The sequence below is a fragment of the Sellimonas intestinalis genome (assembly GCF_001280875.1).
Lineage (GTDB): Bacteria > Bacillota > Clostridia > Lachnospirales > Lachnospiraceae > Sellimonas > Sellimonas intestinalis.
Genome location: NZ_LGAJ01000023.1, coordinates 1 through 25,019 on the forward strand (window position 1 = coordinate 1; position 25,019 = coordinate 25,019).

Below are 25,019 nucleotides of genomic sequence, written 5' to 3' on the forward strand. Positions count from 1 at the left end.
ACCACAGAATCGTCATTCTGTGGTAAGAAAGAAAAGGGAAATGCAGGTGAGTGGGATGAAAAGTACAGAAAAGAGAGAGAAGATTTTCCGGCCAGAAAAGATGGATTTAGGGCACAATGAGCTGTTGCTCTGGAAAGATAAAAAAGACGAAACACCGTGTGCAGCACTTCCTTATCGGGAGATGCTGTTTGTCTACCTGGAAAGAAAGACGGAAGTGAAGGGAGTGGTTCAGATTCCGCCGGTGGAGGAAATTACAGGAGAGATGGAAGGAAATTTGGTGATATGGAACAGAACGCATCGGTGCATCCGTCTGGATCTGTCCAGTCAGAAGGAGACGGCCGGAGCGTTGTTTATCCGGCTTGCCGAGCACATCCCTTTTGCGTTCCTGGGGGCGACGCCGTGGATGCAGGTGGAGAATGAGCAGGATTTTCAGGAGATGGTAAGAATGGTGGATCTGTATCAGGAAATCCATGGGGGAACCTGTTTGTAATGTGGAGAAGAAAAAGCCGCCTGCCTTTTGATGTGGAAAGAAAATGACAGAAGCGGCGTTTGGTGGTACAATAGACAGGACAGATTTGCATGATTGATAAAGGAGGATCGGGATGAAGACCATTTATTTTGCAGGCGGTTGCTTTTGGGGGATGGAGGCATTTATAAAAAAGCTTCCGGGTGTAAAGGAGACGGCTGTGGGATATGCAAACGGAACGAAGGCGAATCCGACTTATGAGGAGGTTTGCAGCCATACGACCGGACATGCAGAGACCGTGCGTGTGGTTTATGACCCGTCGCAGATTACCCTGGAAATGCTGTTGAAAGCATTTTTTAAGGTCGTGGATCCGACAGAACTCAACCGTCAGGGAGGAGATGTCGGTGAACAGTACCGAAACGGTATTTATTATACGGATGAGGAAGACCGGAAGACGATCGAGGCTGCGATCAGGGCCGTCCGTGAGAAATATGATCAGCCAGTAGTGACCGAGTGCCGGAAACTGGTATGTTTTTACGATGCAGAGGAGTATCATCAGGATTATCTCGATAAAAATCCGACTGGATATTGCCACATTAATCTACTTGATGCGGAGGAGTTTATTGAGGAGGAGATGGGAGAGAGAACAAGATGTTAATGCATCCAGAGTGTATGCTTTGTAATCTGAATCAGGTGTATCGGGTAATCAATCTTATGGGGCTTGAGGAAGAGGTGGAGAAGCAACTGGTTTCCAAGGTGCTGGCATTTCTATCGGAAGCGGATTATTCCAGAACAAATTCGCATATTATGGGAGAGACGTGGAAATTGATCACGAAAGAAATTGGTGATCCTGATCCTTATGCCCGGGTAAAAGAAAAATATAATACGTTGCTTTTGCAAGCGGAATCAGAGCTTAGAAATGCGATTTTACAAGTGGAAAATTCATTTCTGGCAGCACTGCGTCTGGCTGTGGCTGGGAATCAGATTGATTTTGCGGGCAGACGAGAAGTTTCTTTTATACTGAAGGAAGTCTATCATTGTATGGAGCAGGAGCTTGTAATTGATGACAGCACTGGATTGCTCCGGGAGCTTGAAAAGACCAGAAAGCTCTTGTATCTTGGGGATAACTGTGGTGAAATTGTGCTGGACAAGCTTTTCATTGAGATGATACGAAAACGATATCCTAATCTTACCGTTTTGTATGGCGTACGCGGCAGGCCGGTTGTCAATGATGTGACTTTGGAGGATGCCAGAATGGTAGGAATGGAAAGGGTGGCAAGGATAATAGAGAATGGTAGTGGAGCTCTTGGAACTGTTTTGAATGAAACATCGCCGGAATTTCAGGAGATATTCAAAACCGCGGATTTGGTGATCAGCAAAGGTCAGGGGAATTTTGAAAGTTTGAGCGAATGTAGGGATCAGCAGATTTACTATCTGCTGATGATCAAATGTGAGCGTGTCTCCAGAGCTTTAAAAGGCCCGGTAAATGGCCTTGTGTGTATGAGAAATCCATTTTCTTAGAGGATAGAGAAAGGCCGTGTCTGCAACTGGCATCTCATTATTATTGAGTTGCTGTACGCAGATACGGCTTTCCTTATTTCTGGAATTCTTTCCGGAGTATTTCTTTTGGCGGCTCTATCTCATTGGCGATGGTATGTTCCGTCAGTTCTGAGAGTGATTTGAGTTTCTTGTTGATCAGTGGACGCATACAGTTTGGCACATGCTCCTGATGAGCCCGGTGGATAGCCACACATTCCTTGCAGTTGCCGTGATAACGGCAGGCTTTCTGGCAGGGGCAGTGATCTTTCTCCCGATACTCCCGGCGGAATGTGGCGGCGAATTCTTCCTGAAGTCTTAGCCCCTCGGTTCGGTCGCCTTTGTGAAACGCATCCATAGCTTCTTTCTGTATTGGATTCCCTTCGATGATCATCGGTATTCCTCCCTTTGTTTCCCTTTGTACGGCCTTATTCTACCATACTTTTCTCTGATAAAAAAGAAGAAAGAAGCGGGCTTAACGGCTGAGCGGTCATCACATAAAGTTCATGGAGCGCACGGGTAATGGCGACATAGAGAAGCTTGGCGTCTTTCGGATGATCCGAATAGCGTGTTTCATCCGGTTCCCAAAGAATTACGCAGTCAAACTCCAGACCTTTTGTCAGGGAGACTGGGAGAACCATGACGCCGTTGTGGAAGCTGGTATCATCTCTGGCCGGGGACATATGAAGTTTCGATTTTAACTTGGTGGCTTCATCTTCTGTACGACAGATGACAGCGATCGTCTCAAATCCTTTTTTTTGAACGGACTGGAGCGTCATTTCCAGATGGTGCAGCAGATCCTGGAAAGAAACGTGAATCACTTCCACCGGTTTTCCGTGGCGGATAACCGGATCGATTTGATAACCGCCTTGGGAAGCTTTTTTCAGGACTTCCCCGGCAAAATTTGAGATCTCGATCGTGTTGCGGTAGCTTTTTTGCAGCAGATAGAAGCTGTCTTTCGGGGAATCGAACATGGCTTCTTTTAGCTGATCCCAGTCATTCATACCGGTTTCATAGCGGATATTCTGGGAGACGTCGCCCATGATGGTAAAATAACAGTCGTTGAGGACTTGCTTAAGTACATAATATACGGTCTCTCCAAAATCCTGAGCCTCATCAATAAAGATCTGACTGAATACTTCCTGATCCTGCTTCTGAAAGATCCTGCGCTGAATCAGGCCAAATGCGGCGGCATCGTACACATCCAGACGGTTCTTAGCGACCCCCTCTCTGGTAATGGAAAAATCCAGCTCCGGATGTCCCTCCTCCAGATCCTGCAAAAACCGGAGGTAGAGTCCGGGAATGGTCCATTTGCGGGCGGAAGAGTCAAAGTGCTTTCGAAAGGCCTGCCGTTTCGCTTTCCGGAAATCGGCTGTCTTTTCCGTGCAGAGAAATTTCAGTCTCGAGAGAATCCGTTCATTGAGATGGCGCTCCATCTGGTAAAGAGAGTCATTAGGATGATAACTCCATGTTTCCGCCATGCTCTTTTGGGAAAGGATCACGCCGAGATCCGGATCGGTGATATCCGAAAGATGCAGTGTATCTTCGATCGTTCTGCTTAAAAACCCGTCCAGCGCACGAATAAACGGCAGGTGGCTTTTGACGCTTGCATCCGGATAATCGGCGACAATCTGGTATTGCTTTTTCCAGGCTTTTCCCATCAGATACGGAAATACAGCGTCCATCCGCATTTCATGGATATGGTGGACGTCCAGTTCCGGCAGACCACTTCGGATATAGTGCAGAAGCATATCACTGCTTCCGATGATACAAAATTCTGATGGCTTATAAACCTCTTCATAATTGTACAGAAGATAAGAGATCCGATGCAAGGCGACCGTTGTCTTTCCACTGCCTGCCACGCCCTGTACAATAATGTTCTTATTCGGCAGATCCCGGATGATGGTATTTTGCTCCTTCTGGATGGTAGCGATGATATCACCGAGAACCGCATCCTTATTCTGGGACAGATATTTGACCAGGAGGTCATCATTGGCGGCAATATCGTCATCGTAATAGCCGTGAAGCTGACCATTGGAAATATCATAGGTACGCTTCTGATGAAGATCAATCTCCACATCATCTGATCCAGGGACCGCATAGCACCCCTTACCAAGCCCGTTTTCATAATAGACATTGGCTACCGGGGCACGCCAGTCTACGATCGCCACGTCGGTCTGATTGCGGGAAATTCCGTTTTTCCCGATATAGCAGCACTCGGAAGTATCATACGTCAGATCGTCGTAGACGATCCGGCCAAAATACGGCTGATCCAGCGCCGCACGGTTTTTTCTGAGGGAATTTTGCAGATGTTCCAAAATGTTCTGACTTGCGATCAACTGGCCGTAAGAATCTCCCTCCCCCTTACGGACAGCCTGAAATAATGCTGTAACCTCTTTTCTCGAAGCCTGTTCACGGGCTTCGTACAGCCGGATGTTTTCCTGAATCAAAGAAAGACAGCTTTCCAGATGCAGGAGTTCTTCTTGATAATCTTGATTCATTTTGATGGCTCCTTTCTTTCCGGCCATCCCAAACACTGTCCTTTCATTATACCAAACCCGAAAAAGAAAGAAAATCAAAAAAATGGGATTTTTCCACTTTTTTTCAGGTATGATAAGTGAAAAGCTTTTCAGAGAAACGGACTTCGGAGGATGAACGTGGAAGAAGAAAGATATATAGAAATCGTAACAACATACAGTCCCATGGTATACCGGGTTGCCTTGCACGACTGTAGGAATCATGCCGATGCGGAAGACATTATGCAGAATGTATTCCTGCGGCTTTACCGGTTCGGGCCACGGTTTGACAGCGAAGAACACCTGCGGCGATGGCTGATTCAGGTGACGGTGCGGGAATCAAGACGGCTTTTTGCCAAGCCGTTCCGGAAACGGGAGGAATTTTTCGAAGAGATAGATCCGAATGTCATGGCGGCAGGGCGGCGGGAGGAAACTTCAGACAGCGGGGCGGACGGGACGATCCTGGCAGATGTATTTTGCCTCCCGAGAAAATACCGTGTAGTGATTTACCTTTATTATTATGAAGAATATTCCGTCCGGGAGATTGCGGACATTCTTGGGAAAAAGGAATCGACTGTCCAGACCGAACTTTGGCGGGCGCGTCAGAAATTGAAACAAAAATGGAAAGGGGAGACAAAACATGAGACAGCAGGGAAGAAGGCAGGAAACAAAACAAGATCCGATGATTGTACAGTATAAAAGAGCCTGTGCCAAGCTTTTGCCGGGACAGCAGGCAGTAAACGAGGTGATACAGATGAAACCAGTCAGACAAGCAAGAAGGCGGCTGATGCATAAAAAGGCAGTTGCTCTTGCGGCGGCATGTATGGGGATCTTTGCCTGCTCTATTGTAGGAACCGCGGCAGCCCGACATTTCCAGGTGGAATTTTTTGTGGACGGCAAGGTCCTGCAGATTGGAGCAACGATGGAACAGGATTCAGACGGCTATGTGATTCATATGGATGAGAAAGAACAGGGGCAGAGGGATATGACACTGGCAGAGCTGCTTGGTATTTCCGTAGTGCATCATGCTGACAAAAATACCGTGGGTCTCGTTCTTGGAGAAGAAGAGCGGGATATTACAGAAGAACTCCGGACACATGGGAGCTATCAGACCGCCTGGGAACAGGACGGAAAGACTTATGTTATCCGGGTGACGGGAGGGGAGACGTCTCCGGCGGTCACTGTGACTGAACAGTAGCAAACGCTTCTTTCGGAGTCATGTGATACTTTTTCTTAAATATCCGGTAAAAATAAGACAGATTATGAAATCCGCTGGAAAAGGCCGCGTCAATGACGGAAACCTGTCCGTTTTGCAGTAGTTTCCAGGCCCTTTCCAGACGGAGCGTATTGATATACTCGGTACAGGTCATCCCTACATGCAGCTTAAAAAAGCGCATGAAATGAGATTCACTGAAACAACAGATACGGGCCAGATCTGTCACCGGGATCATATCTTCCAGATGTGCGTCTATATAATCCAGCACCTGTTTGAGCTTCTTACTCTGATCTCTGGAGGATGGCGCCGGGTTCTTCAGAAGACGGTAAGGCCAGATACGGGAAAATAATTCCAGAAATAATGCTTTCATCCGAAGCTCATATCCATCTCCATGGGATATATACTCGTCAGATAACTGCCTCATCATGTCCCTAAGCAGCGGATTTGCCGGGTGATCCGCCTGAAATACATAAGGGAATACAATTTCACGGGAAGCAAACGGGCGCAGATATTTCACACTACAAACATCTGATCCGCCCATTCCAAGAAAGTCCAGATGAAACACAAAGGACTCCGACATCATGTGGTCCCTCGGGAAAAAACCGGACGAATGAAGTATCCTTGGGGGAAGCAAAATCATATCACCTTCTTGTACCGGATAATCGCACAAATCGATATGGTACACACAGGCACCGGAGCGGATCCATGTAAATTCTGCCTCCTCATGCCAGTGTGCCGGTACCAACGGAAAGGACTCCGACAACACCACGTCATATTTCTTAAGTGGAAACAAATGATCCCCATGACTTACCCCCTCCCGTTTCATCATAAATGAACGGTCCTGTTGCCCTGTTACTACATACATTCCTCACACCTCCCACATCATCTTTTACAGCCCTCAGCGCTTCACGCCCGAAATATATTCTGACAATCATCGTAAAACAGCAGAAAAGTACAAAATAGTGACATAATAATACAAGAAATAAAAAGAAAATGCAAGTATAATACAGTTGAGACGGGATCGGAATTATACAGTAAAGATCGATTCAAATTCAGAGGAGGTTTTAAGGTATGGCAAAAAAGTGGTGGCAGGATAAGGTCGTATATCAGATTTATCCGAGAAGTTTTCAGGACAGCAATGGGGATGGAATCGGAGATCTTCCGGGGATCATTTCGAGGCTGGATTATCTGTCGGATTTGGGAATTGACGCAATCTGGCTTTCGCCGGTATACCGTTCCCCGCAGGATGATAATGGATACGACATTTCGGACTATCAGGACATTGATCCGATGTTTGGAAGTCTGGAGGATATGGAACGCCTGATTGCGGAAGCAGATAAGAGAGGAATCAAGATCATCATGGATCTGGTATTGAATCATTCTTCCGATGAGCATCGGTGGTTCCGGGAGGCGAAAAAGAGCAAGGACAATCCGTACCATGATTACTATGTTTGGCGTGACGGAGAGGAAGGGATTCTTCCGAATGAGATGAGAGCATCTTTTGGCGGGCCGGCATGGGAATGGGTGCCAGAGCTTGAGCAGTATTATTTTCATCAGTTTTCTGTGAAGCAGCCGGATTTAAACTGGGAAAATCCGAAAGTCAGACAGGAAATTTATGATATGATTTTGTGGTGGATGGACAAAGGAGTGGGAGGATTCCGACTGGATGTGATTGATCAGATCGCGAAAGAGCCGGACAGAGGAATTACAGCGAATGGCCCGAAGCTTCACAAATGGATTCAGGAATTAAGCCGCGAGACATTCCAAAAAGCGGACTTGATTACAGTGGGGGAAACTTGGGGTGCTACTCCGGAGATTGCAAAGCTTTACAGTAATCCGGACGGCAGCGAGTTTTCTATGGTGTTTCAGTTTGAGCATGTGATGCTGGATCAGGAGCCGGGAAAAGAAAAATGGGATCTGAGCCCGTTGCCATTCGTGAAATTGAAGAAAAATTTTGCAAAGTGGCAGAAAGAGTTGTATGGCTGTGGTTGGAACAGTCTGTTTTGGAATAATCACGACCTGCCGCGGATTGTTTCCAGATGGGGCAATGACAAGGAATACCGGAAAGAATCCGCAAAAATGCTGGCGACAGTTTTACATGGGATGCAAGGAACACCATACATCTACCAGGGAGAGGAGCTGGGAATGACGAATGTCAGATTTCCGGATATCACTCATTACCGGGACATTGAAACGCTCCATATGTATGAAGAGAGACTGGAAGCCGGGTACAAAAAAGAGGAGATTCTTCGTTCCGTTTATGCGAAAGGACGGGACAACGCCCGCACGCCGATGCAATGGGATGACAGTAAAAATGGAGGCTTTACCGATGGAACCCCATGGATAGAAGTCAATCCTAATTATTTAGAGATCAACGCAAAAAAAGAAATTTCGGATGCGGATTCTATTTACAACTACTATAAAAAGCTGATAAAATTACGGAAGGAGAACATGGTCTTCACACAAGGGGAGTTTCAGCTCTTACTCGAAGAAGATCCACAGATTTTTGCTTATACACGGACAACGGGCGAGGAGATGATGTGTGTCATTGCAAATTTTACCGATAAACCGGCGCCGTGTAGGCTACCTGAGACATGGCAAAAGAAAGAGCTGTTGATACATAACTACAACACAGAAAATATAGGCGGGGTTTTACGCCCGTACGAAGCAATGATCTATATTGATAGATAATATGTCCGTATATGAGGGACGTGTTCCGATGCATCGGGACACGTCCCTCCCTATCACGATGAAACAAAAAGGAGAAGCTATGGTGGAGTTGAGTTATTTTGAGATTGATGGCGCGATCGGCGGAAACCAGGACTGGTTTTCTAATGTAGTAATGCATATCGGCGGATGTGCGGCAGCGGCAGCATGTGATTCGTGTATTTATTTTGCGAAGCATTTTGGTAATACAGGGTGGTATCCATTTGATGTGGAGCATTTGACGCAGGAGGATTATGTACGATTCAGTCAGATGATGAAGCCATATATCAAGCCCCGGGTTGGCGGTGTGAAAAATCCCGAGTGGTTTGTGGAAGGCTTTTACCGATATCTGAAGGATCACTTTTATCCGGGCAGGCCTGTGCTGAGGATGGAGGTCGTGCGTGGGGAAGCGTCGCAAGATCAGGCATGGGAGGCATTGAAGTCCCGGATTGACCAAGGTCTCCCGGTTCCGTTTTTGCTTCTTCGCCATCAGAACCGGGAAGTGTTCGAGGACTATATCTGGCACTGGTTTATGGTGATCGGATATGAGGAATCAAAGGAGGATCTCCTGGTACAGACGGCAACGTATGGAGAAAAGAAAACGTTTTCTTTCGCAGAGCTTTGGAATACCGGCTTTGAGGAACGGGGCGGTATGGTTTTGTACGATCTGGATTTTGAGAATCCGGATTTTTGAGAGAAACCCACACAAGCATAGCTTTAGAATTTCTTGCCTGCCACGCTTTCGTGTGATACAATCGTTTTAGTGAAAATTCGTATATAGAAAAGGAGAAGACAGACATGGCAAATCCAGTTGTTACTTTTGAGATGGAGAATGGGGATATCATCAAGGCGGAATTATACCCGGAGATCGCCCCGAACACAGTCAGAAATTTTGTTTCTCTTGTCAGCAAGGGATTCTATGATGGGCTCATTTTTCACAGAGTGATCCGTGGATTTATGATTCAGGGCGGATGCCCGGACGGGACAGGTATGGGAGGCCCTGGTTATTCGATTAAAGGAGAATTCGCGCAGAATGGCGTAGCCAATGACTTAAAGCACACACCAGGCGTTCTTTCCATGGCCCGCTCCATGCATCCGGATTCCGCAGGCAGTCAGTTTTTCATCATGCATGAGGCGGCTCCGCATCTGGATGGTGCGTATGCGGCATTTGGTAAGGTCATCGAAGGACAGGAACATGTTAATAAGATTGCCGAGACAGCCACAGATTACAATGACCGTCCTCTGGAAACTCAGAGAATGAAAAAGGTGACGGTCGATACATTTGGAGAAGACTATCCGGCTCCGGAAACTTTATAGAGAGCAGAACAGGCGCCCACAGGCGGGGAGAAGTCTCCCGTCCTGTGGGAATTTATTTTACTATTGAGCCGGAATGTGGTACACTATACGAAATACGGAAAAGTATAAGAAATAAGAGGTTGATTGCAGATGAGTATGGTGAAAACCGACAAGCTTGTATTTGAATATGAAAAACGAGACGAGGAAGGGAATGTCATCGGAACGCAGCGTGCTATCGACGAGGTGGATATACAGATTGAGAAAGGCCGGTTTATCGCGATTCTCGGACATAATGGTTCGGGGAAATCTACGTTTGCCAAGCACATCAATGCACTTCTCGTTCCGGGAGGCGGTACGATGTGGGTCGGAGGACGGGATACGAAGGACGAAGATGAGCTGTGGAATATCCGCCAGAGTGCAGGTATGGTGTTTCAGAATCCGGACAATCAGATCATTGCAACGGTGGTAGAAGAGGATGTCGGGTTCGGCCCGGAGAATCTGGGCGTGCCGACGAAAGAGATCTGGCAGCGGGTGGACGATGCTCTGGAGAAGGTAGGAATGACGGAGTACCGTTACCGCTCTCCGAATAAGCTCTCCGGCGGTCAAAAACAGCGGGTGGCGATTGCGGGAGTAGTTGCCATGCGGCCGGAATGTATTGTGCTGGATGAGCCGACGGCCATGCTGGACCCAAATGGCCGCAAGGAGGTCATTCGGACAGTGCGGGATCTCCAGAAGCAAGAGAAAGTGACGGTTATTTTGATTACCCACTATATGGAAGAAGTCACGGATGCGGACTATATTTATGTGATGGACAAGGGAAAGGTTGTGATGGAGGGAAAGCCGGAGCAGATCTTTTCCAAGGTGGATTTGTTAAAGCATTACCGTCTGGACGTCCCGCAGGCGACAGCGGTGGCGGACGAGCTGATCAGAAAGGGATTTCCGGTTTCAGCCGGAACCCTTACAAGAGAGGCGCTTTGCCGGGAAGTGGTTTCCCTTGCCAGGGAGCGGGGAAGGATTCAGGATCCGCTCGGGAAGGAAGTATACAGGGACGAGGTGAAAAGCCGTCCGGACGGGGATCCGGTTTTGTGTCTGAAGAATCTGAATTATATCTACAATCCGGGGACAGCCTATGAGAAGCACGCTATGAAAGGCGTGGATCTGGATATTTGGCAGGGCGAATTTATCGGAATTATCGGGCATACCGGTTCCGGAAAATCGACGCTGATCCAGCATCTGGACGGACTCATCCGGGCTACCGGCGGAGAATTGTTTTTCCAGGGAGAAAATATTTACCAGGAAGGATATTCTATGAAGACCCTCCGGCAGCAGGTGGGGTTGGTATTTCAGTATCCGGAGCACCAACTGTTTGAAGCGGATGTTTTGAGCGACGTATGCTTTGGACCGAAGAATCAGGGACTTTCCGATGAGGAGTGCAGGCAGAGAGCAAAAGAGGCGCTTCAGATGGTAGGTTTTCCGGAAACGCTGTACAATGCCTCTCCGTTTGATCTTTCTGGCGGACAAAAACGGCGGGTGGCGATTGCGGGCGTCCTTGCCATGAGACCCAAGGTTTTGGTGCTGGATGAACCGACCGCAGGCTTGGATCCGAAAGGGCGGGATGATATCCTGGATCAGATCGCTCTGCTTCAGAAGACGACCCACATGACGGTCATCCTGGTCTCCCACAGCATGGAGGACGTGGCACGGTATGTAGACCGGATCATCGTTATGAACCGCGGGGAAAAGATTTTTGACGATACACCGAAACGGGTTTTCCGACATTATAAACGGCTGGAAGAAGTGGGACTTGCCGCACCGGAAGTGACATATCTTATGCATGAACTGAGAGCGCAGGGCATCCCGGTCTCCACAGATATCACCCTTGTGGAAGAGGCAGCCGATGAGATAGAAAGGGTATTAAAACAATGATACGAGATATTACCATAGGCCAGTATTATCCGGCACAAAGTCCGATCCATAAACTGGACCCACGTGTAAAGATTGTCAGTACACTGTTGTATTTGATTTCACTATTTTTATTTCGGAGCGTTCCTGGTTACCTGGTTGCCACGATTTTTTTGTTTGGCTGCATCGGGTTGTCCAAAGTTCCGGTTAAGTTTATCCTGAAAGGATTAAAGCCGATTTTTATTCTGCTTTTGATAACGATTTTATTTAACCTGTTTCTGACAACCGGAGGCAGGACACTTCTGCATGTCTGGGTGTTCCGGGTGACAGAAGAAGGGCTGCGGACGGCGGTCTATATGGCGATCCGGCTGATTTACCTGATTATGGGAGCGTCACTTATGACCTTTACGACAACACCGACAGCGCTGACAGACGCCATCGAAAGTCTCTTAAAACCTCTGAACCGGGTTCATGTTCCGGTCCATGAAATTGCTATGATGATGTCTATTGCCCTGCGGTTTATCCCGATTCTTCTGGAGGAGACAGACAAGATTATGAAAGCTCAGATCGCGAGAGGTGCAGATCTGGACAGCGGAAATATAATCCAGAAGGCAAAGGCGATGATCCCGATACTGGTGCCGCTTTTTGTGTCGGCATTCCGGCGGGCAAACGACCTTGCCATGGCTATGGAGTCCCGGTGTTACCGGGGCGGCGAGGGACGCACGAAAATGAAGCCGCTCGTGTACAGTGGGCGGGATATCAGGGCGTATGTGATTGTGATCGTGTACGTCGTGGTGGCGGTGGCAGCGGGCAGATTGCTACCGTTCCATGTTTGGATTTTTTAAAAGAAAAAATCGAAAAAGAATCTTTTGATAATACAGCGTCAAGAGATTCTTTTTTTGTTATAATAAACATGACAGACAGGTGTCATGTTTGTTGTGTTATAGTAAGTGCAAAAGGAGGAACTATGAAAATCGACAGGCTGATTGGAATTTTATCCGTTCTCTTACAAAAAGAAAAGGTGACAGCGCCGGAGCTTGCCAGCCGGTTTGAAGTGTCCAGACGGACGATCAACCGGGATATCGAAGATCTGTGTATGGCAGGAATTCCGGTGGTGACCGAGCAAGGGAGGGACGGTGGTATCTCGATTCTGGAAAATTTCCGCCTGGACCGGACCGTTTTGACCCGCGCGGAGATGCAGGACATTCTGGCGGGGTTGCGGAGTCTGGACAGTGTCAACGGTACGAATCGCTACGGTCAGTTGATGGAAAAGCTATCCACAGGATCCTCTGATTTCCTGACCGGGAACCAGTCGGTGCTGATTGACTTGTCATCCTGGTACAAAACGACATTGGCGCCCAAAATTGAGCAGATCCGATATGCCATTGAAGGTCGGCGGTTACTGATGTTTCGTTATTTTGCGCCGTCCGGGGAAAGCCTCCGCAGAATCGAGCCGTATTATCTGGTATTTCGCTGGTCCAGTTGGTATGTCTGGGGATGGTGTGAAAGTCGGGAAGACTTTCGGATGTTTAAGCTGAACCGGATGGAGGAGCTGTGCGTGTCCGAAGAGATTTTTACGGGACGGAAGGTACCTATGCCGGATTTGAGTAATGAACGGATTTTCCCGGGTGGGATCCAGGTAGAGGCTCTTTTTGAAGCTTCGTGCAAATGGCGGCTGGTGGAAGAGTTCGGCCAGAACTGTTTTGAAGAGCAAGAAGATGGAAGGCTATTGTTTCACGCAGATTATACGAGTGCGGAAAATCTCCTCTCCTGGCTTTTGACGTTCGGTGATCAGGTGGAGCTAAAAAGTCCGAAAGAGCTGCGTGGGGAAATGAAAGAGCGGATTCGCCGGATGGCAAAACGGTATGAAGAAATTTCAGACAGCGATGAGAGGAGGAAAGAACATGAAATATGACTGGATGGATGCTTATGTATTGAAAAAGCGAGGAGTAACAAAAGATTTTCAGCCGGCTTGGAACTGGATTCGTTACCATGTGGGTGGGAAAATGTTTGCGGCCATCTGTCTGGATCAGAAAAAGAATCCTTATTACATTACCCTGAAGCTGATCTTAAAAAGCGTGTGGAACATCTGAAAGGAGTGTACAAAGATGGCATTTGATTATAAGAAGGAGTACAAAGAATTTTATCTTCCGCCTCAAAAGCCGGGGCTTATCATGGTGCCGGAGATGCAGTATGTAGCTGTCCGGGGCAGGGGCAATCCAAACGAGCCGGGGGGAGACTATAAGAAAGCTATGGGGACTTTGTACAGCATTGCATTTACGATTAAAATGAGTTACAAAGGTTCCCACAAAATAGAGGGGTATTTCTCTTATGTAGTGCCTCCCCTGGAAGGGTTATGGCAGCAGGAGGGGATGGAAGGAATCGATTACACAAGAAAGAACGAACTGGAATGGATTTCCATGATCCGGCTCCCGGAATTTGTCACACCGGACGAGTTCACATGGGCGAAGAGAGAAGTGGAACAAAAGAAAGGGATAGACGTTTCCAAGGCAGAGTATTTTCGCTATGAGGAAGGACTCTGTGTCCAATGTATGCACATCGGAAGCTACGATGAGGAGCCGGAAACAATCCGGAAGATGGGAGAATATGTGAAGGAAGCGGGATATCGGGTAGATCTGTCAGAGGGGAGAAAGCACCATGAAATCTATCTGAGTGATCCGAGGCGAACAGCGCCGGAAAGGCTGAAAACTGTAATCCGGCAGCCGGTATGTAGAAAAGACGGGTAGTTTGTAAGTCAGAATTTGATTTGTCACCGAAGAGAAAACGAGCGTTTTCAGAAAAAACTGGAAACGCTCGCAGAGGTTATTCCTCAAGAGGAGTCATATTTTTATTTGTCACAGGAATTCCGTTGACCTCCACACTGTCGCTGAGCTGGATCATCAGATATGGAATCCCGTCGATCAGCCGGGTTTCTACCAGATCGGTCCGGTCGGGATGGACCTTGATCATTACATCCGGAGTCTTGACCTCAAAGGTCCGGGTGTTGGCTACATTGGAGGCAAGCAGTGAGGAGGTCTCCCCCGCGGCGGCCTCAAACTCCCGGTCAAACTGCTCCAGATGCTCTTCTTTTGCCCCACTCCGCTCCAGAAGCTTCTTCACATCTGTTTTCTCCAGCCGCAGCGGCTCCGGCTCCTCTTTGTGCTCTTCGATCAGTTCCGTGAGCTGGTCGTGCAGCGTTTTGACCGTGTCAAAATTGCATGCGTCTCCCAATGTATCACTTACCAGATACTGAAATGCAGACTTCTGGTGTCCTGCAGGCATCGGCACATGGCATCCGAGAACATTGTCGATCAGATCATCCTGAAATTCCTTTGCGTTTTTCGAGTAGTACAACAGGCTGTGAATATCAGTAGAACGATCCGTAAACGCCGGGAACAAAAATCCGATATCCGGCATCTCCACGATCCAGTCCCGGATCCGGTCTTCAATATGGTTTGTCTCCGAGTTGTAGCAGAGCCCAGCCTTGGAAAGCTTCACTGGGCAGATACTGCAAAGGAGGAACTCGTACACCTCGTCCGAAGCATCAAACATCTCTTCCCCGTCAGAAGATTTTCCCGGAATGTCGTAATTGGCGTGGATCAGAATAATGTAATAATTTTCCCCATAATTATAAAAGTCAATGATCTTTTGGTAAAATTCATCTAAAAGCGCGTCATCCTGAAGCTTACTGTCCCGCAGCCGCAGAAGGAATTCCTGGGTGCCGCCGGATGCCTCCTGCTCCAGAGGAAATTCCATGTCTATCAGATTCTTCCCCATACTTCCGGAAAGCGTCTTTTTCAACAGATCGAAATATTTAAACATCTCTTCTTCGGGAAGAGAGAGAAACGCATCTTTGGACTTGGTTTTCACAGTCTTTTCTGCGTCTACATAGCAGCCGCAGATCCGGGTAATCGCACAGTTGGCAGGAGAAAACTGCCTCTTGATTTCAGCTAATTCTTTCTTGTTCATCTTTATTCACCTCGCAGATTATCTTATCACGGATCCGGAAAATGTACAAGAAATAAGGAAGAAACCATGTCTTCTTTTCCGGGGGTATGGTAAAATGAAAAGAACAAAAAAGTCAAGCAAGGAGACGGAACATTGAGACGAATCAAACTGACGGTTGCCTACGACGGCACCAACTACTGTGGCTGGCAGATCCAGCCCAATGGCATTACCATTGAAGAGATACTGAATCAGAAACTAAGCAAGCTTACCGGAGAGGAGATCCACGTCATCGGGGCAAGCCGGACGGACTCCGGAGTTCATGCACTGGGAAACATAGCAGTTTTTGATACAAATAGCACAATTCCGCCGGGGCGTTTCGCATGTGCAGTCAATCAGAAGCTTCCGGAAGACATTGTCGTGATCCAATCCGAAGAAGTACCACAGGGATGGCATCCGAGATACCAGGACTGCACGAAGTATTATGAATACCACATTTTAAACAGTCCGATACCAAATCCCCTTTGCCGACTGACCACAAGCCACGTCTCCTTCCCACTGGATGAAGAGAAGATGCAGGCAGCCGCAAATTATCTGACCGGCACCCATGACTTCAAGAGCTTTTGCAACATCCGGACAAACACAGACGACACGATCCGCACGATTTACAGCCTTGACGTCATTCGGGACGGAGAGGAAATCAAGATCCGCGTCAGTGGAAACGGCTTCCTATACAACATGGTACGTATCATCGCCGGTACACTCATCCGGGTTGGCCGTGGTTTCTATCAGCCGGAACAGATCAAAGAGATCCTAGACGCAAAAGAACGTACCGAGGCCGGAGTGACAGCACCACCTCAAGGACTCACGTTGGTTGGTATCGAATATTCGGGTCATGTAGAAAGGGGACAAAACATTTTGCGTCGGAATACGTCCCCGGAAAGGGAAAAGAATGGAAAGAATCTATTTTGATAATGGGAGTACGGCGTTCCCGAAAGCACCTGGAGTGGGGGACGCTATGGCTCATCTGTTACATGAGGGTGCTTTTAATATCAATCGTGGTGGCTACGAGGGGGCATACGAGGTGGCAGGACGTGTACTGGACACCAGAGATCTGCTTGCAAAATTATTTCATGCGGAAAGTTCCAGACAGGTGATTTTTACACCGGGCGTGACATGGTCGTTAAATATGTTATTGCAAGGACTTCTTTGCCCCGGAGATCATGTAGTAGTCTCCGGACTGGAGCACAACGGAGTGATGCGTCCCCTTTTTCATCTTTGTGAAACAGGTGGGATTTCCTACGCTGTTGCAAGGACGTCTGTGACGGGCGAGATGACGGCAAAGGCCGTGGAGGAGCAGATCCGCCCGTCCACCAAGCTGGTGCTGGTGCTTCATGCGTCCAATGTGTGCGGGACCATTCTTCCGATTGAAGAGATCGGTGCGGTGTGCCGGAAACATGGCGTCTTTTTTGCGGTGGATACCGCCCAGAGCGCGGGGACGATTCCGATCGATATGCAGACGTGCGGGATTGATTTTCTTGCATTCACCGGTCACAAGGGTCTGAAAGGGCCGCAGGGGATCGGGGGATTCCTGATTTCGCCCAAGCTGAATGCCAGTGTCCGTCCGGTGATCATGGGCGGTACCGGGAGTTATTCGGATCTGCTTTCTCAGCCGGAAGAGCTGCCGGACAAGTACGAGAGCGGCACGATCAATCTTCCAGGCATTATCGGACTTCATACGGCTCTTTCCTATCTGGAAGAGACAGGCATCGACGCCATCCGACAAAAGAAGGATGCGCTCACACGCCAGTTTCTTGCGGGGGTGGATGGACTGGACGGCGTTCGGATTATCGGAGAGCGGACAATGGAAAACCGGACGGCGGTCGTATCTGTGGATTTTCCGGACCAGGACAATGCGCTGGCGGCATTTCGATTAGAGCAGGAGTTTGGGATTATGACACGGGTGGGACTGCATTGTGCGCCGTTGGCGCACCAGAGTCTTGGGACATTCCCAAAAGGCACCGTGCGGTTTTCCTTTAGTGAAGTGAATACAGAAGCAGAAATCGAAATTGGGATAGCGGCGGTAAAGGAAATCGCAAAAAAGGATTGTTGAATAGATCGTATCTATAAATGAGCGCGTATATGCGAAAAAACGATGATGGAATCTGCTCGTCAAAATGGAAGAGCCTCAGGAAATATGTTACCCTTATAAATAAGGAAAATGATGAAAGACAGGGCCAGGATATCAGGCAGCCGTGTCTTTCTTTCGTGACAAAGGAGGAAAAAAGAAATGGCAGATTATCACAAAATGTGGGAAGAGCTTGGGATGGATGTAGAGACACATGACCAGCTCTGTGAAGTGCTTCCGCAGGCGTTTGGCGATGTATACCTTTCTCAGGAGAACAGACCGGAGGGCATGGATTACTATAATTTTGTTGTAGCGGAAATTCATGGAGTCCGTCCGGCAGAGTTGATAGAGCATCAAAAAAAAGGCGGAAAGGTTTTTGGAACTTTCTGTGTGTATGTTCCGGATGAAGTTGTATTTGCGGCGGATGCTATCGCAACGGGACTTTGCGGCGGTTCTCAATTCTGGGTTCCAGGTGGTGAGAAAGTACTTCCAACCAATACCTGCCCGTTGATCAAGGCGTCTGTTGGGGCGAGACTTGACCGGACCTGTCCGTTTTTCCGGATTGCGGATATGTATGTCGGAGAGACAACCTGTGACGGTAAGAAGAAAGCATGGGAGATCCTGGCGGAGGATGTGCCGGTTCATGTCATGGATCTTCCACAGATGAAGCGGAAAAAGGACGTCAAAGCATGGGCGGATGAGATCCGTACTTTCCGGAAAGTTGTGGAAGAGATGACAGGAAATCAGGTGACTGCTGAGTCCCTGCACAGTGCGATTGTCCTCATCAACAACAAGAGACGCGCTCTTTCCAGACTTTATGATTTAAGAAAGAATGAAAAGCTTCCGATCAGTGGAAAGGACGTGCTTCTGATTTCTCAGATCGCATTTTATGATGATCCTGCACGATTTACTGAGATGACGAATAAGCTCTGCGATGAGCTTGAGCAGAGAGTGAAAGACGGGGTCAGCGTTTTCCCGGCGGGAACAAAGAGAATTATGCTGACCGGTACGCCGCTTGCCATTCCGAACTGGAAACTACATAACCTGGTGGAGACCAGCGGCGGTGCGGTAGTCTGCGAGGAAATGTGTACCGGAACGAGATATTTCGAGCGTCTTGTAGACGAGGCGGAGGGAACCGTGGACGAGCAGATCGATCACCTGGCTGAACGCTACATGGGAATCAACTGTGCATGTTTTACGCCGAATTCTGCCCGGATTGACGACATTCTCAGATTGGCAAAGGAATATAAGGTGGACGGAGTGATCGACGTCAATCTGAAGTTCTGCAGCCTTTACGATACCGAGGGATACCATGTAGAGCGGGCGCTGAAAGAGGCCGGGATTCCGGTGCTCGGCATTGAGACGGACTACACGGACAGTGACGCTCAGCAGCTTCGGACTAGAATCAGTGCGTTTATTGAGATGTTAAACAGTTAAGGGAAGTTGGTGGCGGCATGATTTCGTATTATGTGCTTTTCCCGAACCACGACAATGGGATGCGGCTTTATCGGGAAATGAAAGAACGCAGGCTTCCATGCACAATTGCCCCGACGCCGCGTGAGGCAAGCAAATGCTGCGGTATTTCCCTTCTGGTACAGAAGGAAGATCTGGAGGCGGTCCGCATGATTGTAGCGGCAAAACAGATCGAGATTCTCCGGATTGCGGAAATCAGAAGAGATATAAATCCGAACCGTGATCGGTATTGTTAAATAATAGGAGGATTCGGCTACAGAGTTTCGGTTCGCGGATAGATGATTCGTTATAAAATAAGGTGGGGACGCACACATTGCGTCCCCAAAGCATGGCGGAGGAAAGGAACATGAATTACGTAGGAATTGATATTGGATCTACGGCATCCAAGGTGGTTGTAAGAGGAGATGCCAATGCACATTTTGTCCTGCCGACGGGATGGAGCAGTAAAGAGACAACGAAGAAAATCAGGGAACAGTTAAAACAACTGGGGGCAGACGTGGAGCAGGATGACACAAGAGTCGTGGCCACCGGATACGGCCGTGTAGCCGTAGATTTTGCGGATTATGTCATCACGGAAATCACCTGTCACGCAAGAGGCGGCCGGGAGCTGGCAAAGGGTGACTGTGCGGTGATCGACGTGGGAGGACAGGATACAAAAGTGATCCTCGTGGAACGGGGTATGGTTGTGGACTTCCTGATGAATGATAAATGTTCCGCCGGAACCGGGAAATTCCTGGAGATTATGGCAAACCGTCTGGGCGTTACCATCGACGAACTCTTTGAGATGGCGGCTGCAGGAACGGTGCTTCCGATTAGCTCTCTTTGTACGGTCTTTGCAGAGTCTGAAGTGATTAACTACATCGGAGAAGGACAGAAGAGAGAAAATATTGCGGCGGGCGTTGTGGATTCTGTCGCTGCTAAGGTAGCGCAGCTCGCACAGAGAAAGGAGCTCCCGGATCACATTATTCTGACCGGAGGACTCAGCCACAGCGAATATTTCACCCAAATACTCAGTAAGAAAATCGGAAAACACGTGGAAATGACTGAGAATGGACGTTACGCAGGAGCACTCGGCGCATCTTTCCTCGCAGAAGAAAAAAAGAAAAGATAACAATCGCGCACTTGACGGATTCCCGCCCGAACAGGTATGATAACAGAAGAAGATTGGGAGGGAATGACATGAAAATATCAACGAAAGGCAGATATGCGCTCAGGCTGATGCTGGATCTGGCTCTGCATGACCAGGGAAGACCGGTTCGCTTAAAGGATGTGGCCGCGCGCCAGGAGATTTCCGTAAAATATCTGGAAAGCATCGCCTCCATTCTTGCCAAAGCAGGCTATGTCCGAAGTCTGCGGGGAGCACAGGGCGGCTATCTTCTGAAATATCGCGCAGACCAGTATAAGGTAGGCGACATTCTGAGACTGACAGAAGGGAGTATGGTTCCGGTGGACTGCCTGGAGACAGAGGAAAATCATTGTCCACGGTCCGGATCGTGTACCACACTAAGGCTGTGGAAGGAGCTTGATACTGCGGTTAGAAGTGTGATTGACCATTATACACTCGCTGATCTCGTTACATGGGAAAAGCAAAAAGGAAACGAATACATTATCTAAACGAGGATTCCATGAGAATCCGGGATCTATAAAGCCCGGATTCTCATGGAATCCTTTTTGCATCTTACGCAAGGAAATATTCGCTTATCGATAAATAGTAATATCAAGAAATCCCTTGACAAAGCGCTTTGTTTTTCATATAATTCCTATAAAGAAAATAGGAAATGAGTGAATTAAGGCCATATATCGGTACATGGCCCGATAAAAAAGGAGGACTTTGTATGAGAATTTTTGACAGTGTATTGGAGCTGGTTGGTAATACGCCGCTTCTTGAGGCGGGGAATCTGGAGAGGGGACTTGGCCTGGAAGTGCGGATTTTGTTGAAACTTGAGTATCTCAATCCGGCAGGGAGTGTGAAAGACCGGATTGCGAAAGCGATGATTCTGGATGCCAGGGAGCGTGGTCTTTTACAGGAAGGGGCGGTATTGATTGAGCCCACTTCGGGCAATACAGGTATTGGGCTTGCTTCGATGGCGGCGGCGCTTGGATACCGGCTGATCCTGACGATGCCGGAGACGATGAGTGTGGAGCGCAGAAATATTCTGAAGGCGTATGGAGCAGAGATCGTTCTGACTGATGGAGCGCTTGGGATGACCGGGGCCATTGATAAGGCAAAGGAGCTGGCTCGGGAGATTCCAAATAGTTTTATTCCCGGTCAGTTTGAAAATCCGGTCAATCCGAGGACTCATCTTGAGACTACAGGACCGGAGATCTGGAGGGATACAGACGGAATGATAGATCTGTTTGTAGCGGGCGTCGGTACAGGCGGGACGATTACCGGAGTGGGCCGCTTCCTGAAAGAGAAGAACCCGAAGATTCAGGTTGTGGCGGTAGAACCGTCGGATTCGCCGGTGCTTTCCGGAGGGAAGGCAGGTCCACATAAGCTTCAGGGAATTGGTGCGGGATTTGTGCCGGAGGTGCTGGATATGGAATGCTACGATGAGATCCTGACGATTGGATCCGAGGAGGCTTACTCCAGTGCAAAAGAGCTTGCGAAAAAAGAAGGAATTTTGGTAGGAATTTCTGCTGGGGCGGCCCTTGCGGCAGCAGTAAAGCTTGCAAAAAGACCGGAAAATAGTGGAAAGACCATCGTTGTCTTTTTACCGGATTCGGGTGACCGGTATTATTCAACACCGTTATTTACTGAGTAAATAAACACTGCATGGCAAGTAGTGATGGCCCTGATAATGGAAGTTGATGATGGAAATAAAATTATGAAACCCAAGCAGCACAAGGTATGACAGGAAAGGAAAACAGAGTATGGAAAAAACACAGACACGAGACGAGAGAAACTTAAGATTTGAAACATTACAGCTTCATGTGGGACAGGAGCAGGCAGACCCGGCAACAGACGCACGGGCGGTTCCAATTTACCAGACGTCCTCGTATGTATTTCACGACTGCCAGGACGCACAAGACAGGTTCGGTCTTAAGGCAGCAGGCAACATTTACGGGCGTCTGACAAACCCGACCCAGGCTGTCTTTGAGCAGAGGATCGCGGCTCTGGAGAAAGGAACGGCAGCTTTGGCGGTAGCCTCCGGCGCAGCGGCGATCTGTTATACGTTCCAGGGACTTGCCGGCCAGGGAGACCACATTGTGGCGGCAAACAATATTTACGGCGGGACCTACAATCTGTTGGCTCACACTTTGCCGGAATATGGGATTACGACGACCTTTATTGATCCTGCCAGACCGGGGGCTTACGAGGAGGCAATTCAGGAAAATACGAAGGCAGTATTTATTGAGACACTTGGAAATCCCAATTCCGATATCACTGATATTGAGGCGGCGGCCAGGTCAGCTCACGCCCATGGGATTCCGCTTGTCATTGACAATACTTTTGCAACTCCGTATCTGATCCGGCCGATTGAGCACGGAGCGGACATTGTTGTCCACTCGGCGACAAAATTTATCGGGGGACATGGGACAACCATGGGCGGCATTATTGTGGAAGGCGGCTCCTTTGACTGGGCGGCATCCGGCAGATTCCCGTCCCTTACCGAGCCTAACGCAAGCTACCATGGCGTCGTATTTTCAGAGGCGGCGCCGGGAGCGGCATTTGTGACAAAATTAAGAGCTATTACGCTTCGGGATATGGGAGCAACGCTCTCCCCGTTTCATGCCTTTTTGCTTTTGCAGGGATTGGAGACCCTTTCCCTCCGGGTGGAGCGCCATGTAGAAAATGCGCTGAAGGTGGTGCATTACCTTCACAATCATCCGCAGGTAGCCCGCGTACATCATCCTTCGATATCCGAGGACGCAGAGCAAAAGCGTCTCTATGATTCCTACTTTCCGAAAGGAGGGGCTTCCATCTTTACGTTTGAGATTCAAGGCGGAGCCGAGGAGGCGAAAACGTTTATTGATTCGCTGGAGATCTTTTCCCTCCTGGCCAATGTGGCGGATGTAAAATCCCTGGCGATTCATCCGGCCTCAACGACCCATGCCCAACTTACTCAAAAAGAGCAGGAGGAGCAGGGAATCCGTCCAAATACGATTCGGCTTTCCATTGGAACCGAGCACATTGATGATATCCTGGAAGACCTGGATACTGCTTTTCGCCGCGTTGCACAGCAAGTAAAAAGCAATGTATAAAACAGCACATATACAGAACCGGAAGTTTTTGGCCTGTCTCTGGCCGGAGATTTCCGGTTTTTTGTGTTACAGAAAAAAGGGTTGTCTTAATTGTGTCCGAAAGCCACTTCAAGCAGTAAACGCTTTGTGTAATAATGGAAAAGACAGAACCAGGAAGTGCTGTGTTTTGCCGGACACGATCACCCATCAGCCGGAAAAGACCTGAAAGCTCAGTGACAGAATGAAAAAGTACCGGGATAATGGAAACCAGAGCAGATAACAGCACGCAATACAGGGAAGGAGGGCAGATATAAGGTCAGTCCTGAGCGAGCAAAAGCCGATTCAGACAGGAGAGAAATACGATCGGAACTATCGCAAAAGAGAAAGGAAAAGGACATGGCAAGAAAAGGAGAAAATATTTACAGAAGGAAAGACGGACGCTGGGAAGGCAGATACATTGCGGACAGAGCCAAGGACGGCAGGGCTAGATACCGCTCGGTATACGCAAAATCTTACTCCCAAGTCAAACAGAAATTGCAGGAAGCAAAAGAAATGGTACAAAAAGAACACAGAATCCAGAATCTGCCTGAGGCGGAAAAACCATTTTCCGAATTCCTCTACAGGTGGCTCGATTACATACGACCGCGAATTAAAGAATCTTCCTATGTTAAATATGTCAATCTTATTGAACTGCATATCGATCAGGAGATCGGGGCAGTGCCACTAGGAAGGCTCAATACGGAGATGATTGACGAGTTTATCAACACAATGTTGACGGGAAAAGAGGGAATGGAACCTCTGGCTGCCAAAACCGTGACTGATATTCTGGGCGTCGTCCGAAACGTGATCCGCTACATCAATACCCGCTATCAAAGACTGGACTGCGATCTTTCCCAAATCACGATTAAAAAGGAAGAATCCCGGATGCGGATTTTAAGCCGGGAAGAAGAGGAGCAGCTTATCCGTTATCTGATGGAATATCCCTCCCCGATGAACTGCGGCATTTTTCTCACTCTCTTTACAGGACTTCGTATCGGAGAACTCTGCGCCTTGACCTGGGGGGATATCCATCTCCGGGAAAAAGAAGTCTATATCCAAAAAACTATGCAGCGGATTCAAAACAAACAGCCGACAAGTACAAGACCATCCCAAAAGCGGATGCAGGATCAGGAAAAAGAAAAACGGACCCGGATTATTATCACTCCGCCAAAAAGCAGGAAATCTATTCGCCACATTCCTATTCCAGACGGCGTCGCCCAGATTCTGGAGGGGTATCAGCGCTATGGAAATGAATATTTGTTGACGGGAAAAACAAACAGCTTTGTGGAACCCCGAACCTTACAGTACCATTTCAAAAAGATTTTACAGAAATCGCGTATTCAGGAGGCAAATTATCATGCTCTGCGTCATACATTTGCGACCAGGTGCATTGAACTGGGGTTTGACATCAAAAGCCTCAGCGAGATCTTGGGGCACGCAAGCGTTAATATCACCCTGAACCGGTACGTCCACCCATCCATGGAAATGAAACGGGATAACATGGAAAAGCTCTCCGAGCTAATCGCCGGATAATGGTCGCTTGGCATTTGATAAAGGAGAGAACAGGAAACAAACAGTGAATGGAAAGAAAATCGCAGAGTGTAATACTCT

At 48.3% G+C, this 25,019-nt stretch carries 26 protein-coding genes; 22 read left to right on the forward strand and 4 right to left on the reverse strand.

Annotated features, from left to right (window positions below; all coding sequences use genetic code 11):
• From AOA56_RS14910 to AOA56_RS14920, 3 genes are all read left to right on the forward strand, one after another.
• Positions 1-490, forward strand: a 490-nt coding sequence (locus AOA56_RS14910; protein ID WP_205694936.1) for a hypothetical protein, incomplete at its 5' end; no start/stop codon positions are given.
• Between the two features lie 112 nt (positions 491-602).
• Entirely contained in the window at positions 603-1,124 is a 522-nt protein-coding gene (gene msrA / locus AOA56_RS14915) for a peptide-methionine (S)-S-oxide reductase MsrA (protein WP_024733490.1), read from the forward strand.
• On the forward strand, positions 1,118-1,987 hold the full coding sequence (locus AOA56_RS14920) for a damage-control phosphatase ARMT1 family protein (protein WP_082350053.1): 870 nt from the start codon (positions 1,118-1,120) through the stop codon (positions 1,985-1,987). Before msrA ends, AOA56_RS14920 begins: the two co-directional genes overlap by 7 nt.
• A 73-nt stretch (positions 1,988-2,060) precedes the next feature.
• Here AOA56_RS14920 and AOA56_RS14925 read toward each other — a convergent pair whose 3' ends face one another.
• Positions 2,061-2,396, reverse strand: coding sequence for a hypothetical protein (locus AOA56_RS14925; RefSeq protein WP_024733489.1), 336 nt, complete (start codon positions 2,394-2,396; stop codon positions 2,061-2,063).
• Between the two features lie 34 nt (positions 2,397-2,430).
• Positions 2,431-4,503, reverse strand: a complete 2,073-nt coding sequence (locus AOA56_RS14930) for a HelD family protein (RefSeq protein ID WP_053769997.1) — start codon at positions 4,501-4,503, stop codon at positions 2,431-2,433.
• A gap of 156 nt (positions 4,504-4,659) precedes the next feature.
• Here AOA56_RS14930 and AOA56_RS14935 point away from each other — a divergent pair, with 156 nt between their 5' ends.
• A complete protein-coding gene (locus tag AOA56_RS14935) occupies positions 4,660-5,217 on the forward strand; it encodes an RNA polymerase sigma factor (protein WP_242843474.1) in 558 nt (185 codons plus the stop codon).
• Positions 5,159-5,716 carry a hypothetical protein gene (locus AOA56_RS14940; protein ID WP_053769998.1) on the forward strand — a complete coding sequence of 186 codons (558 nt, stop codon included), beginning with the start codon at positions 5,159-5,161 and terminating at the stop codon, positions 5,714-5,716. The genes AOA56_RS14935 and AOA56_RS14940 overlap by 59 nt, the downstream gene beginning before the upstream one ends.
• On the opposite strand, the gene AOA56_RS14945 is transcribed toward AOA56_RS14940, so the two are convergent.
• Positions 5,697-6,599 carry an AraC family transcriptional regulator gene (locus AOA56_RS14945; protein WP_053769999.1) on the reverse strand — a complete coding sequence of 301 codons (903 nt, stop codon included), beginning with the start codon at positions 6,597-6,599 and terminating at the stop codon, positions 5,697-5,699. The two genes, AOA56_RS14940 and AOA56_RS14945, sit on opposite strands and share 20 nt — an antisense overlap.
• Before the next feature lie 206 nt (positions 6,600-6,805).
• On the opposite strand from AOA56_RS14945, the gene AOA56_RS14950 reads away from it, so the two are divergent.
• From AOA56_RS14950 to AOA56_RS14985, 8 genes are all read left to right on the forward strand, one after another.
• Entirely contained in the window at positions 6,806-8,425 is a 1,620-nt protein-coding gene (locus AOA56_RS14950; protein WP_053770000.1) for a glycoside hydrolase family 13 protein, read from the forward strand.
• A 28-nt stretch (positions 8,426-8,453) separates the two neighbouring features.
• The gene (locus AOA56_RS14955) at positions 8,454-9,134 is read left to right on the forward strand and encodes a hypothetical protein (RefSeq protein ID WP_242843475.1); all 681 of its coding nucleotides are present in this window, start codon (positions 8,454-8,456) and stop codon (positions 9,132-9,134) included.
• Positions 9,135-9,238: 104 nt separating this feature from the next.
• Complete coding sequence (locus AOA56_RS14960) at positions 9,239-9,757, forward strand: peptidylprolyl isomerase (protein ID WP_053770002.1); 519 nt, start codon at positions 9,239-9,241, stop codon at positions 9,755-9,757.
• 129 nt (positions 9,758-9,886) lie between these two features.
• The gene (locus AOA56_RS16880; RefSeq protein WP_053770003.1) at positions 9,887-11,662 is read left to right on the forward strand and encodes an energy-coupling factor transporter ATPase; all 1,776 of its coding nucleotides are present in this window, start codon (positions 9,887-9,889) and stop codon (positions 11,660-11,662) included.
• Positions 11,659-12,483, forward strand: a complete 825-nt coding sequence (locus AOA56_RS14970) for an energy-coupling factor transporter transmembrane component T family protein (protein ID WP_053770004.1) — start codon at positions 11,659-11,661, stop codon at positions 12,481-12,483. The genes AOA56_RS16880 and AOA56_RS14970 overlap by 4 nt, the downstream gene beginning before the upstream one ends.
• A gap of 122 nt (positions 12,484-12,605) precedes the next feature.
• Positions 12,606-13,553: a helix-turn-helix transcriptional regulator gene (locus AOA56_RS14975; protein ID WP_024733479.1), complete on the forward strand. Its 948-nt coding sequence runs from the start codon at positions 12,606-12,608 to the stop codon at positions 13,551-13,553.
• Positions 13,543-13,731 carry an MmcQ/YjbR family DNA-binding protein gene (locus AOA56_RS14980; protein ID WP_024733478.1) on the forward strand — a complete coding sequence of 63 codons (189 nt, stop codon included), beginning with the start codon at positions 13,543-13,545 and terminating at the stop codon, positions 13,729-13,731. The genes AOA56_RS14975 and AOA56_RS14980 overlap by 11 nt, the downstream gene beginning before the upstream one ends.
• A gap of 15 nt (positions 13,732-13,746) precedes the next feature.
• Positions 13,747-14,385, forward strand: coding sequence for a GyrI-like domain-containing protein (locus tag AOA56_RS14985; protein ID WP_053770005.1), 639 nt, complete (start codon positions 13,747-13,749; stop codon positions 14,383-14,385).
• A 76-nt stretch (positions 14,386-14,461) separates the two neighbouring features.
• Here the strand turns inward: AOA56_RS14985 and AOA56_RS14990 are convergent, their stop codons facing one another.
• A complete protein-coding gene (locus tag AOA56_RS14990; RefSeq protein ID WP_053770006.1) occupies positions 14,462-15,607 on the reverse strand; it encodes a DUF4317 domain-containing protein in 1,146 nt (381 codons plus the stop codon).
• 132 nt (positions 15,608-15,739) lie between these two features.
• On the opposite strand from AOA56_RS14990, the gene truA reads away from it, so the two are divergent.
• The 9 genes from truA (at position 15,740) to AOA56_RS15040 (ending at position 24,941) form a co-directional block, all read left to right on the forward strand.
• Entirely contained in the window at positions 15,740-16,555 is an 816-nt protein-coding gene (gene truA, locus AOA56_RS14995; protein ID WP_053770007.1) for a tRNA pseudouridine(38-40) synthase TruA, read from the forward strand.
• Positions 16,536-17,696, forward strand: coding sequence for an aminotransferase class V-fold PLP-dependent enzyme (locus AOA56_RS15000; protein ID WP_053770008.1), 1,161 nt, complete (start codon positions 16,536-16,538; stop codon positions 17,694-17,696). The genes truA and AOA56_RS15000 overlap by 20 nt, the downstream gene beginning before the upstream one ends.
• Before the next feature lie 177 nt (positions 17,697-17,873).
• Complete coding sequence (locus AOA56_RS15005; protein WP_024733473.1) at positions 17,874-19,148, forward strand: double-cubane-cluster-containing anaerobic reductase; 1,275 nt, start codon at positions 17,874-17,876, stop codon at positions 19,146-19,148.
• A 17-nt stretch (positions 19,149-19,165) separates the two neighbouring features.
• Positions 19,166-19,420: a putative Se/S carrier protein gene (locus tag AOA56_RS15010; protein ID WP_024733472.1), complete on the forward strand. Its 255-nt coding sequence runs from the start codon at positions 19,166-19,168 to the stop codon at positions 19,418-19,420.
• 110 nt (positions 19,421-19,530) lie between these two features.
• Complete coding sequence (locus AOA56_RS15015; RefSeq protein ID WP_053770009.1) at positions 19,531-20,295, forward strand: acyl-CoA dehydratase activase; 765 nt, start codon at positions 19,531-19,533, stop codon at positions 20,293-20,295.
• A 68-nt stretch (positions 20,296-20,363) separates the two neighbouring features.
• On the forward strand, positions 20,364-20,798 hold the full coding sequence (locus AOA56_RS15020; protein ID WP_024733470.1) for an RrF2 family transcriptional regulator: 435 nt from the start codon (positions 20,364-20,366) through the stop codon (positions 20,796-20,798).
• A 221-nt stretch (positions 20,799-21,019) separates the two neighbouring features.
• Positions 21,020-21,949, forward strand: a complete 930-nt coding sequence (cysK, locus tag AOA56_RS15025; protein WP_053770010.1) for a cysteine synthase A — start codon at positions 21,020-21,022, stop codon at positions 21,947-21,949.
• A 109-nt stretch (positions 21,950-22,058) separates the two neighbouring features.
• A complete protein-coding gene (locus AOA56_RS15030) occupies positions 22,059-23,390 on the forward strand; it encodes an O-acetylhomoserine aminocarboxypropyltransferase/cysteine synthase family protein (protein ID WP_053770011.1) in 1,332 nt (443 codons plus the stop codon).
• Between the two features lie 375 nt (positions 23,391-23,765).
• A complete protein-coding gene (locus AOA56_RS15040) occupies positions 23,766-24,941 on the forward strand; it encodes a tyrosine-type recombinase/integrase (protein ID WP_048620883.1) in 1,176 nt (391 codons plus the stop codon).
• The last annotated feature ends 78 nt before the right edge of the window (positions 24,942-25,019 follow it).

Bases quoted from the DNA above. Each gene is read 5' to 3' on its own strand.
- msrA (WP_024733490.1), top strand. From the start codon at position 603: ATGAAGACCATTTATTTTGCAGGCGGTTGCTTTTGGGGGATGGAGGCA.
- AOA56_RS14920 (WP_082350053.1), top strand. From the start codon at position 1,118: ATGTTAATGCATCCAGAGTGTATGCTTTGTAATCTGAATCAGGTGTAT.
- AOA56_RS14925 (WP_024733489.1), bottom strand. From the start codon at position 2,396: ATGATCATCGAAGGGAATCCAATACAGAAAGAAGCTATGGATGCGTTT.
- AOA56_RS14930 (WP_053769997.1), bottom strand. From the start codon at position 4,503: ATGAATCAAGATTATCAAGAAGAACTCCTGCATCTGGAAAGCTGTCTT.
- AOA56_RS14940 (WP_053769998.1), top strand. From the start codon at position 5,159: ATGAGACAGCAGGGAAGAAGGCAGGAAACAAAACAAGATCCGATGATT.
- AOA56_RS14945 (WP_053769999.1), bottom strand. From the start codon at position 6,599: ATGTATGTAGTAACAGGGCAACAGGACCGTTCATTTATGATGAAACGG.
- AOA56_RS14950 (WP_053770000.1), top strand. From the start codon at position 6,806: ATGGCAAAAAAGTGGTGGCAGGATAAGGTCGTATATCAGATTTATCCG.
- AOA56_RS14955 (WP_242843475.1), top strand. From the start codon at position 8,454: ATGCATCGGGACACGTCCCTCCCTATCACGATGAAACAAAAAGGAGAA.
- AOA56_RS14960 (WP_053770002.1), top strand. From the start codon at position 9,239: ATGGCAAATCCAGTTGTTACTTTTGAGATGGAGAATGGGGATATCATC.
- AOA56_RS16880 (WP_053770003.1), top strand. From the start codon at position 9,887: ATGAGTATGGTGAAAACCGACAAGCTTGTATTTGAATATGAAAAACGA.
- AOA56_RS14970 (WP_053770004.1), top strand. From the start codon at position 11,659: ATGATACGAGATATTACCATAGGCCAGTATTATCCGGCACAAAGTCCG.
- AOA56_RS14975 (WP_024733479.1), top strand. From the start codon at position 12,606: ATGAAAATCGACAGGCTGATTGGAATTTTATCCGTTCTCTTACAAAAA.
- AOA56_RS14980 (WP_024733478.1), top strand. From the start codon at position 13,543: ATGAAATATGACTGGATGGATGCTTATGTATTGAAAAAGCGAGGAGTA.
- AOA56_RS14985 (WP_053770005.1), top strand. From the start codon at position 13,747: ATGGCATTTGATTATAAGAAGGAGTACAAAGAATTTTATCTTCCGCCT.
- AOA56_RS14990 (WP_053770006.1), bottom strand. From the start codon at position 15,607: ATGAACAAGAAAGAATTAGCTGAAATCAAGAGGCAGTTTTCTCCTGCC.
- AOA56_RS15000 (WP_053770008.1), top strand. From the start codon at position 16,536: ATGGAAAGAATCTATTTTGATAATGGGAGTACGGCGTTCCCGAAAGCA.
- AOA56_RS15005 (WP_024733473.1), top strand. From the start codon at position 17,874: ATGGCAGATTATCACAAAATGTGGGAAGAGCTTGGGATGGATGTAGAG.
- AOA56_RS15010 (WP_024733472.1), top strand. From the start codon at position 19,166: ATGATTTCGTATTATGTGCTTTTCCCGAACCACGACAATGGGATGCGG.
- AOA56_RS15015 (WP_053770009.1), top strand. From the start codon at position 19,531: ATGAATTACGTAGGAATTGATATTGGATCTACGGCATCCAAGGTGGTT.
- AOA56_RS15020 (WP_024733470.1), top strand. From the start codon at position 20,364: ATGAAAATATCAACGAAAGGCAGATATGCGCTCAGGCTGATGCTGGAT.
- cysK (WP_053770010.1), top strand. From the start codon at position 21,020: ATGAGAATTTTTGACAGTGTATTGGAGCTGGTTGGTAATACGCCGCTT.
- AOA56_RS15030 (WP_053770011.1), top strand. From the start codon at position 22,059: ATGGAAAAAACACAGACACGAGACGAGAGAAACTTAAGATTTGAAACA.
- AOA56_RS15040 (WP_048620883.1), top strand. From the start codon at position 23,766: ATGGCAAGAAAAGGAGAAAATATTTACAGAAGGAAAGACGGACGCTGG.